General features: G+C 59.2%; 9 protein-coding genes. All 9 read right to left on the bottom strand.

Going from position 1 to position 13043, the window contains the following annotated elements:
* Window positions 1-158: 158 nt before the first annotated feature.
* Window positions 159-1694 carry a hypothetical protein gene (locus ACWPWO_RS09000; RefSeq protein WP_454006112.1) on the bottom strand — a complete coding sequence of 512 codons (1536 nt, stop codon included), beginning with the start codon at window positions 1692-1694 and terminating at the stop codon, window positions 159-161.
* Between the two features lie 139 nt (window positions 1695-1833).
* Window positions 1834-2784, bottom strand: coding sequence for a hypothetical protein (locus ACWPWO_RS08995; RefSeq protein WP_454006110.1), 951 nt, complete (start codon window positions 2782-2784; stop codon window positions 1834-1836).
* Between the two features lie 18 nt (window positions 2785-2802).
* Window positions 2803-3762 (bottom strand): hypothetical protein, encoded by a 960-nt coding sequence (locus ACWPWO_RS08990; RefSeq protein WP_454006108.1) that lies wholly within the window; start codon window positions 3760-3762, stop codon window positions 2803-2805.
* Window positions 3763-3964: 202 nt separating this feature from the next.
* Window positions 3965-4957, bottom strand: a complete 993-nt coding sequence (locus tag ACWPWO_RS08985; protein WP_454006106.1) for a hypothetical protein — start codon at window positions 4955-4957, stop codon at window positions 3965-3967.
* Window positions 4958-4980: 23 nt separating this feature from the next.
* Complete coding sequence (locus ACWPWO_RS08980; protein WP_454006104.1) at window positions 4981-5949, bottom strand: hypothetical protein; 969 nt, start codon at window positions 5947-5949, stop codon at window positions 4981-4983.
* Between the two features lie 20 nt (window positions 5950-5969).
* Window positions 5970-6956 carry a hypothetical protein gene (locus ACWPWO_RS08975; RefSeq protein WP_454006102.1) on the bottom strand — a complete coding sequence of 329 codons (987 nt, stop codon included), beginning with the start codon at window positions 6954-6956 and terminating at the stop codon, window positions 5970-5972.
* Window positions 6957-7337: 381 nt separating this feature from the next.
* The gene (locus ACWPWO_RS08970; RefSeq protein ID WP_454006100.1) at window positions 7338-8435 is read right to left on the bottom strand and encodes a hypothetical protein; all 1098 of its coding nucleotides are present in this window, start codon (window positions 8433-8435) and stop codon (window positions 7338-7340) included.
* 143 nt (window positions 8436-8578) lie between these two features.
* A complete protein-coding gene (locus ACWPWO_RS08965; RefSeq protein ID WP_454006098.1) occupies window positions 8579-9418 on the bottom strand; it encodes a hypothetical protein in 840 nt (279 codons plus the stop codon).
* 290 nt (window positions 9419-9708) lie between these two features.
* Window positions 9709-12921: a hypothetical protein gene (locus tag ACWPWO_RS08960; RefSeq protein WP_454006096.1), complete on the bottom strand. Its 3213-nt coding sequence runs from the start codon at window positions 12919-12921 to the stop codon at window positions 9709-9711.
* Window positions 12922-13043: the final 122 nt, after the last annotated feature.

The raw sequence follows: 13043 nt of genomic DNA, 5'->3' as shown, positions 1-13043 counted from the left end.
ACAATGACATCCACACCGCTGCCGTCATGTCGCAGCTATGGCCATCTCAAAGCGTGAGTAACCGAGAAGCTCCTGGAGTTCCATTGCCCGCACGCTCAGTGCACCGTCGGTTCGGCCATGTAGACCGATCCCCGACGGCGAGTCTGCTCACAAAACGACTAGGTTCGGATGCGCTCAAGCAACGCTTCGGCCTGTTCCCTGTAGGAAACATCGTCGATCAGCAGCAGGGCCTGTACAGCGTCAGTCAGCTTTCTTTGCCGGTATAAGATCAACAAGTCCATCGGCAGCTCTATGGAACTGGCTTTGACGAAGTCATCGCTCTGCGCTCGAACCCGCGACAGGCTCACCTCATTGAGCGCATTGGGATCCAGGTCCAAACCCATGGGATGCAAGCTAGAGGCGTGCTTCAGATTCCGCAGGACGACGTTGTCCAACTCAGCCAGGGACGCCTTGTTCAACGGGCCGGCCGGATTGTTCTGAGCGTCCCGGAACACACGCATGCTGGCGTTGACCAGGGTGCAGACGAGCTCGGTCGTTGCTTTGGGCAGGGTTCCGCAAACTTGCTGCTTATCTTCCACGAAAGCATTCAGACGAAGCAGAATTGCGGATACGGCGAGCGGATCCCGCTCGTCCACCGCCTTGTCCAGATCGACGAGCAGATCGTGCATATCCGCCTCGATGCGCTCGTAAACCTCGCTCTCCAGCGCCGCATGCAGACGATGCAGTGCAGCAACGGCCGGGTCCGGAGAAGCGCCGATGACCTGCGGCAGGACATGCCAGGCGGCCTGCAGATTGTCGGGCCGCAACGCGAACAGCATTTTTTCGGGCTCGCCTTTAGGCAAAGCCTCAAGATAGCGCTGCAGTTGGGCTTCGTCTTCAGGGAAGGCGCTCAATTGGCTATGCAGCTCCTCTCCATTCAAGGGGGAAGCGGACAATAGCCTGGCGACCTGCGACACAGGCTCCTGCATGGTCAGTTGGTCACTACGCTGGCGCAAGGCCTGCTTGACCTCCAGCAGCACGCCAAGCGCCTGGTTGCGCAACAGGTTCTCGCGATCAGGCGAAATCTGGTCAAACGCTGCCATAAGAGCACCCTGACCATCGGCGCTCAATACCCCATCACACACAGCCTTGAGATCCGCATACGTCGATTCAGCCACGTAGAATGCCAAAGCTTGCTTTGCACCCGGCAGGCGGCTCAAATCGCCTTTTGTCAGCTCGCCAAGATGCTTCAACCTCTGGATGATTGCGGACGGTGCATTTTTATCGTTCGCCGCAGCCGTCAGGCTGCCCAGCAGATCGCCGACGAGACGGCTGTTCTTGTGTACCTGAACCCGGTAGTCACGTTGCGTTCGCACGTGCTGCGGCGCGCGGGTAATGAAAAACTTCAGCTTCGCACGGACATCATTCAGAAAACCGCGCATGCCCGACAGCATGACGCCGATGCGGCTGGCGCGGGCCGTGCCGCCTTGCCTTGCTGTATACTGCAAATTGCCGACAGCCCCCAGAGAACGGGCTGCCACATCCTTCCTCTTCAGTTCCGGTTTCGGCTGCTCATCCATCTGCCTGATGCAGGCATCGCTGCCAGCGGCTGTCATAGCCATGATCATCTCCTCCGAAAAAATCCAGCCTGCGTACCAGCACCAGAGGCGCAAACGCGGCGGTTCACGCCACAACGACATCCATATCGCCGTCATGGCGCACTCATAGTCATCTCAAAACGTAGGTAACAACTGATCACCGGATGTTCCCGTGGCCACCCGGACAACGTACCGCCGGCTGGGGCGGACAAACGCAATGTCCATGCCCCAGTTGATGATTTTTCTGGCCAGTACGCTAACCGCGAGGCCATTCATAAAGGCTCGCAAACGAGGATTGGCAGATTCGGTTTAGCATGTCGTAGGCGCGCCCTTTGCCCTCGATCTTCGACAAAGCCTTCAGACCGTCATTCATTGCCGACCCCCGCCCTTCCAGAAACCTCTGCTGCGCCAGGCTTTGCAGCACGTCGAACAGATCCTCGGGCAAAGCTGCGAGGTAGTTCTCCAGATAGTGCCCTCCATCGGGCATATAGTTGGCCTGCCTGCTGGCTTTGAAATGCTCCAGGCCTATGGCCAACCTGAGCAAGGGCTCTTGCAGCTTGCGCCCATCCACCTGTTCGCTGGACAGCAGACGGACAATGTCGCGGAAAGGCTCCTGCACGACCTGGTGGAGAAAACGCGGACGCAGGGCCGCCAGGATCTGATTCAGCACCTCATTCGCGCTCTCATGACACTCGGGAGCAAGCTGCTCCAGCACGCCGTCACGGGCAATCGCGCAGGTCAAGACGCCGTTGTGCAGAGCGATGAGATCTGAATCATTCAACTCATCCAGATATGCATGCAGGCAATATTGACCTCCGGGCAGATCGGCCAGCCCCCCCTTGGACCGCTCGCCGATCCGGGCCAGTACTTCTGCAATCCTGGGCCAGCTCTTTTCATCGTTTGCTGGAACTGTCAGGCTGCCCAGCAGATTCCCGAGGAATCGACTGTTCTCGCGGGCCTGACTCAGGTAATCGCGCCGCGCCCGCATCTGCGGGAATACCCAGCCCAGGCAGAACTTCAGATTGGCCCAGAAAGCGGTCAACAAGCGTCCTATGCCCGATAGATGACTGGCGCGCGCCGCGCCGCCCTGCTCTGCTTGGAACTGCAGGTTGCCTATGGTCCCCAGGGGACAGGGTTCAACATCATTGCGCTCCAGCGCCGGAGGCTTGGCTGCCCGGGCAACAGGACAGGAAACCTGAATAGCCATGTCATTTTGTCGAAAAAGTCAGGCCCGGTCGCCTGAATCGTCGGGAATGGCGCCTAGCGTCCCGCGTATGCGACGCAGTATGTCACAAGCGTGTCCGCTGCCCTCGATCGCCGACAAAGCCCCTATGCACTGGTCCCATTTATCCTTCTGCATCAGGGCCAGCAGCGCCTTCAATTGATCCTTGGGCAGACCCTGTACATAGCGGTCCAATTGGTGGCCGTCTTCCAGCTCGAAGCTTGCTCGCCGGCATGCCTCGTACTGATTCAAACCTTTGGCCAGTCTGACCAGCGGCGCCCGCAGGGCTAGCCCGTCGACGGAGCTGGCGGATACCAGCCTGGCTATCAGCCCAAACGGCTCCTGCACGACTTTTTGTTCAAATCTTGGCTGCAGCACCTGCTCGATCTGATCCAGCAGCCAGGACGCCTGAGCGCGCAAGCCATCAGGCGCAACCTGGAGCAGCACGAATTCGCGAGAACTCTCGCAACCCAGTATCCCATAGCGTAGGGCGATGAGATCCGAATCGCTCAGTTCATCGACATACCTGGACAGGCAGAACCTCGCCCCCGGCAGCCCGGCCAGATCGCCTTTGCATGATTCGCTTAGCTTCGCCAGTCTTTGGGCGATGCTGGACTGGCCGCTTTCATCCACCGCCCGGGCTGTCAGGCTTCCCAGCAAGTTGCCGATGCGGCGGCTGTTGCGGCGAGCCTGAGCCAGATAATCATGCTGCGCTCGCACTTGCTCGGGCGCGCGGGTAAGAAGAAACGTCAGCTTGCTGCGCAGCTTGCTCAACAGGCAGCGCATGTCCTTCAGTACGACGCCGAGCCGGCACGCGCGCGCTGTCCCGCCCTGTTCGGTGTTGAACTGCAAGTTGCCGATGACTCCCAGAGGGCATGTCCCCAGATCCTTGCGCGTCAGCATCAGTTCCAGCTTGGGCTGGCCCTCCGCCAAAACAGACGGTTTGAGAGCGTGGCTAGTCATGAAGATCTTTCTCGGAAAAAATCAGGCGCTCCTGCCGAAGGCCCGTAACAGAAACGCTGATGACCGGCGCCGCAGCAGGCACGGCCGCTTTCGTCGCATAACTTGAGTAACCGGCGCACGCCGGCTGTTCCGTCATACGCTGGCTCAACCTGTCACAGGATCGGGCCAGGCCGGATCGTCGGATGCCTGAGCGCTCGCAAGATTAGGCCCGGCTGTCTTTCTCTTCATGCAGACGGGCGGCCAACGATTGTTGGATGACATTCAATATTTCGCGGGCGAGGTTTGCTTCATCCGGTTTACCCTCGCCCAGAACCGTCAGGCACTCTTCCAGCCTTTCATGCTGAGCAAGCGGCAGCAGCGGCTGCAACTGCGCATCGGACAAGGACTGGAGCAAAATACCCAGCTTGTGCCCGACACCGGACCCTGAATCCACCTTCTTGCCGGACTTGGGCGCGGTCTCGTTTACAGTGATCAGGTTCACCTGCCCTGCCAATCTGAACAGTTCCTGCCTCAGTTTCTGCCTATCCAGGGGTTTGCAAGAAAGCTGCGCGGCAATCCGGCTCAACGACTGCTTCGCATTGGCCATGGTCAAGCGCTGAACCGCGTCATGCAGGATCAGATTCAGCAGCAGGGACGCCTGCTTGCGGGAGGGATGACTTATATCGGACGAAATCCGATCCAGCACCGCTTCGCGGGCTGCCTGGCTGCCGGCCGCGCCAAACACCAGAGCCTCGAGATCTGCAGGCGTCAAGTCATCCAGATAGCTGGACAGGCAATACCGCCATCCCTTTAGATTGGCCAAATCGCCGCCAGCCAGAACGCCCAGCCGCGCCAGCTCCTGGGCGATTCTGCGCTGGCCTTTGACATCACTTGCCCGAGCCGTCAGGCTGCCCAGCAGATTGCCGATATGGCGGCTATTTTTGCGGATCTGGTTCAGACTCTCGCGCGGCATCCGTGCTCGCTTGGACGAGCTGATGAGCCGAAATGCCCTCGAGGACAAAGAACGGCGCAGATCCGACAGCCACACGCCGACAGCGGTGGCCCGCCTCGTCCCGCCCTGCTTTGCATTGAACTGCAAATTGCCGATAGTCCCCAGAGGACAAGACCCCAGGTCTTTGCGCTCCAGCGCCGGCTCCTGCTTCTGCTGGCTATTCACAAGCGTTGCTGTATGAAGGTGACAAGTGGTCATGGTCATCTTTTCCGAAAAGGGGAGAACATCTAGCTCGCACGCCGTCTGTCGGATGCGTGCAAATCAACGGCGGCCATCGACCCGCGGATGTGATCCAGCGTGGCTATGGCCTGCTGTCGCTCCGGGCTGTCTTCGAGCAGCGACAGGGCCTGCCGGCCCGTGTCCAGCGCTCCGGATCGCAATTGGATCAGCAGCGCCTTTGACTGCTCCTTGGGCAAGGACTGAAGAAGACGGGCCAATTCATAGCCATCGCTCAATTCCGCGCTCGCCGCCCCGCTGCCCTTTACGTCCGCGGACAACTGGATCAGCAAGCCCTTCAGCGTCTGTCCGTCTGTCGGCGCTGCCGACAACTGTTCCGCCAACTGCCACAATGCGTCCCTGGCGCAGTCTTTGGCCAGTCGCTGATCCAGGTGCGCCACAATCTGGCTCAGCACCTGGGACGCCTGGATCCGCAACTTCTCAGGCGAAATCTGTTTCAACACCGCCAGGCGGGCTTCCAGGCTGCCCAGCACCCCGCAGCGCAAAGCCTTGATAGCTGAATCGTCCAGCTCGTCCATGTAAGTGGACAGGCAATATCGTCCCCCACACAGCTTGTTCAGATCGCCTTGCGACCGCCTGCCCAGGTCCGCCAGCCTTTGGGAGGCTTGAAAGTGCGCCTTGGCATCTTCTGCCGGAGCGGTCAAGCTGCCCAACAGATTGCCGATGCGACGGCTGTTCTCGCGCGCCATGACCAAGGCATTACGCTGCGCCCGCGCTTGCCCGAACGGGCGGGTGAGAAAAAATGCCAGATTGGCTCGCAGGCTGGCCAGCAGGCAGCGCGCGCCCGACAGCAATGCGCCGCCGGCACGCCGCATGCCAGCCGGCTCCGCTTTGAACTGCAGGTTGCCGACGGCGCCCAAGGGGCGAGAAGCCAGATCCGCTCTTTCCAGCACCAGATCTTGCTTCTGCGTCTGCAGGCTCGCTATCAATACAGGAAGGCTGAGAATTTGAATGGCCATTGGGATTCCTCTAGAAAAACTCAGCCCATCATGCCAAATGCGGGTTCAGAAACCCTGATTGTCTTGGCAGCGGTTGCCAGCGCATCCAGCGAATCGCGAATCTGTTCCAGCGTGTTGTAGGGCACCTCATCATCGAGCTCCGACAGTGCCTCCAGGCCGCCCTTCACGAGCGTTTTCTCGTTCACCAGAGTCAGCAGCGGCTGCAAATGCTCCCGGGGCAGGGATTGAAAATGGCTGCGCAGCATGTCCTCCAGGGGCGAGCCGTCCTCCGCCTTGCCGGCCGCAGGAGGCACCTCTTTGGCCAATCTGATCAGCGGCTTTTTCAGGTCCTGCCCGCTCATTGAAGGATCGGACAACTGCTTGACGATTTCCAGCAAAAGCGTCTGCACGGTTTGGGCCGAACGCTGATCCAGTTCCATCTGGACCTGATTCAGAATCTGGGATGCCTGCTTGCGCAGCTTGTCATCGTCAGGCGAAACCCGATGCAGTACGAGCACTTGCGCGCCCGGACTGCTCAGTATCCCATTGCGCAAAGCCTGGAGATCCGCATTGCTCAATTCGCCCAGATAAGTGGATAGGCAGTACCGCCCCCCCGGCAGTTCGGTCAAGTCGCCCCGCGATCGCTCGGCCAGCTTCGCCAGCGCTTCAGCAACTCTGTCCCAGCCCTTGCGGTTGTGCGCAGGGGCAGTCAGGCCGCCCAGCAGATTACCGATGTGACGGCTGTTGTTGCGAGCCTGAACCAGATAGCTGTGCCGCGCTTGCTCTTCCTCGGTCGCGCGGACCAGCTTGTATTTAAGCTCGACGCATAGATTGATCAAAGACTTCTTTACTGAGGAGAAAAATACGCCCATTTGGCTGGCGCGCGGCGTTCCGCCCTGGGCCGCCTTGAACTGCAGGTTGCCCACGACGCCTAAAGGACAAGATCCTACATTTTTCCGTTCGAGCTCCAGGTCCAATTTCTGCTGGTTGCTTCTCAAGATGGGAGGATTAAAATTAATAATAGACATGATAGAATTCTTTAAAAGCCTCGACTTTCGCGACGTCGAGGTAGTTCAAACAATGCAACACTTGGACTGCTTTGATCTTGTACGCATGCGACCACACACGCGGGGTGAACTGAACCATTGCGCGCTTGGCATGTTTTGGTTTTGCGGTCGCGCATAAGCCTTTGTCGTCCGCCGGCGCTTCTTCATCGCGCTCAGGTCGAAACCGCCGTTATCTCAACGCTTGAGTAACCAAAATTTTCCAGACGTTCCTTTTTTGGTTCAGCGGTTTGTACGGAGGCTTAGCCGGCCCGGCCCTTTTCACTGTTCGCCAAAGCCGTCAGTCTGCCCAGCAGATTGCCGACGCGGCGGCTGTTGTGGCGAGCCTGGGCCAGGTTAAAAGCGTCAAAGGCTTGACTCGCTGTTTTTTGGAAAATAGCCCACGAAGACCAGCGATGCACGGATCCGATGCAGCATGACGAGCGCCTGCTGTTGCGCCGCGCCATCATCGCTCTCCCAAAGGGCCTTTATGCCCAGATCGAGCACCCCAAGCTCCAACAGGCGCTGCAGCCCCCGCAATTGATTATCGGGCAAAGAATAGAGATAGTCGTCCAGATGGCAGTCGCCGTATTCGATACGGCTCGCTTCCCAGCTTGCCTTGAACTGCTCCAGGCCTCTGGCCAACCTGATCAGCGGCGTCTTCAGTGCATCTCCGTCCACCGGACCGACGCTCAGCAGCCGCCCCACGTCCTTCCCGTCCACCGAACCTAGGAACAGCAAGTCCTCCAGTTTGCGTCCATCCAAGGAATTGACCTCCAGTTGCTCCTTCAGCTTGCCTTTGTCCATGAGGCAGGTGCACAGCCGATAAGCGATCTGACCCAGGGGCTCTTGCACAACCTTCTCATTGAATCGCTCATGCACGTCCTCCGCAATTCGGCCCAGCACCCTGGCGGCCTGGTCGCGCAACTCGCCCTTGGGTATCTTCTTCAGCACGGCTTTGCGGGCGTCGGGGCACGCCAGTATGCCGTTGCGCAGAGCGATGAGATCGGCATCACTCATTTCAGTCAGATACCTGGTCAAGGACTCTCGCCCTCCACGCAGACCGGACAAATCGCCCTTCGACCGCTTGCCCAGCCGCGCCAGAGCCTGAGCGGCTCTGCTCTGGCCCTTGGCATCGTTCGCCGAGGCCGTCAGGCGGCCCAGCAGATTGCCGACGCAACTGCTGTTGATGCGAGCCTGGGCCAGATCCGCGCGCCGCGTCCGCGCTTGCCGGGACGGGCAAGCAAGACGAAATGCCAGGCAGGACAAGAAGCGGCCGATGCCCAAGAACAACTCCTGGACCAAACTGGCGCGCGGTGTGCCGCCCTGCTTTGCATTGAACTGCAGATTGCCGACAAGACCCAGAGGACAAGGCTTCAGGTGCTTGCGCTCCAGCCTTTGCCCGTGGGCCGTCGTGTCTGCCAAACCTGCCGTGGCAGGTATCCCTAGAGCCTGGCTCGACATCGCTATTTTCCCTGTAAGAACTAAACTTAAATACCAAGACCGGATTCAGCGCTTCACAGGACGGTAACCCGCACATCATGGGCAAGGTCCAGCCCGTTGGAAACACGCTCGTTGTGCGCGGCCCCGATAGAGCGGCGAAGCCGTCATCCGCGATTCATCGCTGTACTTGCGGACTGCGGCCGGTGCTCCTGTTGCAGAACATACAAATAGTTGTTCAGGTGGAGGTCGCCGTCCGAAACCCAGCCCTCTCCTTGGCCTGCATTGAGCTGAGCCAGACCGGCATCCAGATCGGCCATTGCCTTTTCCAGTTTCTGCCTGTTCTGCGTCATGTCCTGCCCCTCAAATGAAGTGGTGGACAGCAGCTTGACGAGCTGCATGAAAGCCGCTCGCGTCTTGTTCTTGGCTGGCTGCTGATGCACGGCCGTCCCGATCTGTTTCAAGATGTCGGAAGCCTGGCCACGCAGGCGCTCGGACGAAATCCTCGCCAGCACCGCGCCGCGGGCCTTGGTACTGCCTAACACCCCGTTGCGCAAGGCCTGCAGGTCTGCGCCGCTCAATTCATCCAGGTATTTGGACAGGCAGTACTCTCCTCCCAACAGGCCGGACAGATCTCCCGCCGACGCCTCGGCCAATTGCGTCAGTTTCTGAGCGATCCTGGATTGGGCCTTGGCATCGTCTGCCGCAGCCGTCAACCTGCCCAGCAAGTCGCCGATGCGGCGGCTGTTCTCGCGTACCTGGATCCTGTCGGCGCGCTGCGTCCGCGCTTTCGAGGACATGCAAGTAAGAAAAAATGCCAGGTTGGCCACCAGACGGCGTGCGTTCGACAACATCACGCCGACGCGGCTGGCGCCGATCGATCCGCCGTGTCTTGCCTTGAACTGCAGATTGCCTATGGTCCCCAGAGGGCTGGTCCCCAAGTCCCTGCGCTCCAACTTGACGTCAGCGTCCGCCAGGACAATAGTGTTGAAAGCTTGAATACCCATGATGATCCTCCCCAAGCAAACAATGACCACTGGCCGACCCGTACGCACGACGCATCGCGGTGGCAGTCTTCTTCTTTTCATCGAAAGCGCAGCAGCCGATATGTCAAAGCTTGGGTAACGGACGAACTCCTGTAGTTCCTGCGCCCGCAGCTTCAACGCGCCTTGACTCCGCCAAATGAAAAATCCCCGAGACCTGGAGCAAGCTCCAAGCTTCGGGGACAGTTCGGTTACCATGCGCCCGTATGCACGAAAACAGATGCTTTCAGTATCCAGGCGGCTTGCCGGCTACCTTACTTCTGCTGATGCGCCACGTAGGGAAGAATCAACTCTTGAATAGAATTCAGCGTTGCCGAGACATCCTCTTTTTCGTCCGTCTTGACCTTCTCCAGAGCGGCCAGACACTCATTCAGTTTTTCCGGGTCTGTTAAGCCCAGCAGTTTCTCCCATGTAGCATCAGGCATGAACGGAAGATAGCTGTCCAAGATGTCGAAAGCAGGCGCGCCGTGCACCTCCTTTTTAGCCAGGCTCGAGTTTTCGTACACGCCCGCGTTTAACAGCAACAGCTGCTCTTTCAGTTTCTGCCCATCGATGGGGCTATTCGACAGCAGCTCGGCGATCTCGTCAAAAGGCTTCTTCGCGAAGTCTTCGACCAAGCGCAGAATCAGGGCCGGCCTGATCCGGTCCAGCAGCTCAGATGCTGGGGCACGCAGCTCAGGCGGAAGCTCTTCAATTAATTGAATCTGACTCAAATCGGAGGCCAGCGCCTCTTTAAGCAGCGCCTTGCAGTCTTCAATGCTCAATCGGTGTATGCAACTCAACAGAAAATCCTGCCCCATCCATCGTGCTGCCGTCTTTTCGGCGGACCGCTTGCTCAACCACTCAAGCGCGTTGATGGCTTCGGTCCGAAGGTCCAGATCGGTGGATCGGCCCCTCAAACCGTTCAGCAGATTGCCCACGTGCAGTCTACCTTGCGCAATCAAAGCCAGCTCCTGGTGCAGACGGCGCAACATCACTGACGCATTACCCACCTCATTCGTGCCTGGCTGGTCCGTACCTACATCGTCCACAATCACCTTGCTCTTGACAGCATTGGGCAGCGCCGCCAGACATTCATTCAGAGCGCTCGCCTCCGCCAGAGGCAGCAGCGCCTTCAGCAGTTCCTCGGGCAAAGACGGGAACAATTTGGACTTCAGCATGTCGCCATGTGGCGTGCTGTCCAGCCTGATCAGCAGTTCTTCCAGTTTCCGTCCATCGATTGGACGCGTGGCCAGCAACTGGGCGATCTGCGTCAAAGACATATGCACGGTTTGGGCAAATTGCGGTTCCAGGGCCTCTGTAATCCGATCCAGCGCATTATAGAGAGACTCCCCATAGAGAGGGTGGTCCGCGCTAACTTCATCCAGAGCGTCATAGCATGCATTCGTTTTATCCCGGTGACCCAGAGTCAGCAGCGCCTCCAACTGCGCTTTGGGCAAAGAAGGGAGATAACGCTCCAGCATGGCGATGGCTGGCGAGCGTTCCAGCTCGAGCAGCGCCGCCTCCAGTTTTCGCCCGTCTACGGGAGAGGCGGACAGCAGTCCGGCGATCTGCGTCAAAGGCGCATGTACCGTCTGGACCAGTCGCGGTTCCATGACGTTCGCAATCTGATTCAGTACGTTGACGGCGAGCTTCTCATCCCCCGTACCGCCGGCCAGCGCGTTCAGGCACTCATTCCGCTTCTCCTGCAGCCCCAAAGTCAGCAATGCCTCCAGCTGCGCCTTGGGCAAAGAAGCGAGATAACGCTCCAGCATGGTGATGGCCGGCGGCGAGCTTTCCAGCTCCAGCAGAGCCTCCTCCAGTTTCTGGCCGTCTATGGGAGAAGCGGACAGGAGCCCGGCGATCTGCCCCAAAGATTCTTGCACGGCTTGAGTCAGTTGCATTTTCACGGCAACCTGAAGCCGAGCCAGAGCTTTGCGCGCAGGATCCTCTTGATGCGTCCCCAACTCGAGCAGAGCACGGAGGGGCGCAGTCTGCTTTTTAGGCAGCTCCAAGGTCCGCAGCGACCGCAGCTGTTCCTTGGGCAAAGTAGCCAGATAATGCTCCAGCTCCAGGATATTGCTGGCTGGCGAGCTATCCAGCTCGATAAGCGCCGCCTCCAGTTTTCGCCCGTCCATGGGAGAGGCGGACAGCAGTTCGGCAATCTGCGCCAAAGGTGCATGTACCGATTGAGTCAACTGCGGCTGCAGGGCATTGGCAATCTCGTCCAGCACTTTGCGGGCAGACTGCGGGCCCTCCTTGGCCCCGGCATGGACCAGAGCGCGATGACACTCATACCGTTTTCCCGGCACCCCCAGGGGCAGCAGCGCTTGCAACTGCCTCTTGGGCAACGATTGAAGATAGCGGCCCAGATTGGCGCTGATGGAGAACGAGCTGTCGACCTTGAGCAGCGCCGCCTCCAGTCTGCTCCCGTCTATGGGAGAGGAGGACAGCAGCTCGGCGACCTGCGCCAAAGGTGCATGTACGGTTTGGGCCACTCGCGGCTCCATGGCGTCCGCAAGCAGATTCAGCGCCTTGCCGGCAGGCCCATCAGCCGCCTTGTCCTTGGCCAGAACATCCAGGCACTCCTTCCGTTTGTCCGGGTGTCCCAAGAGCAGCAGTACTTCCTGCTGGGCCTTGGACACGCTGTTGAAATAGGCATCCAGCAGTTCGCCCTCATGCTTCATCGAACTTGCGTCTCTGCTGGCCTTGAACTGTTCCAGGCCCCTGCCCAACCTGATCAGCGGCTCTTTCAGCAACCGTCCGTCCACCGGGCTGTCGGCCAGCACCCCGGCAATTTTCGCCAAGGGCGCCCCTACGACTTGCAGTTCAAACTGCCGCTCCACAGCCTTTTGGACCTGATTCAGCATGGCTTCCGCCTTCGTACGCGACTCACCGTCCGGAATCAGATCAAGCACAGCTTTACGAGCGACTTGGCAACGTGCCGCTCCGTTGTAAAGAGCAATGAGATCGGCATCGCTCAATTCCTTCACATACCTGGACAGGGACTCCTGCCCTCCCGGCAGGCCGGACAGATCGCTCTTGGTCTGACCGGCCAGCAGCATCAGCTGCTTGGCGACCGTGGAGCGAGCCTTGGCGTCGTTTGCCGGAGCAGTCAGGATGCCCAGCAAATTGCCGACGTGACGGCTGGCGTCGCGGGCCTCATTCACGTAAGCGCGCCGTGTCCGCGCTGCCGGACAGTTGCAAGTTGCAAAAAACACCAGATTGGCCACTGTACGGCGTATTTGCGACAGCAGCACGCCGACGCGGCTGGCCCGCTTCGTCCCCCCCTGCGCTGCTTTGAACTGCAGGTTGCCGACCGTGCCCAGAGGGCACGATCCCAAATCTTTGCGCTCCAGCGTTTGCTGCTGATTTTTACCGGTTGAGAGGCTATAGGCTAGAGTAGCCATGATCATCTTCCATGAAAAGTTGGACCCGGAAAATAGAACCGGGATCAGGAACATCGAGCGCCCACGCCATTGCTGCATTCGCCTCGCCGGACTGGCACGCTCGCCGTTATCGCAAAACATGAGTAACTGTCAAGCTCCTGATGTTCCTTCACTTCTGGATGCAATAACCTGCCGGCGCGGCCATAAAAAAAACCCCGGAT

Source organism: Alcaligenes sp. Marseille-Q7550, from assembly GCF_965112015.1.
This window is presented reverse-complemented; position numbering and strand designations above follow the sequence as displayed.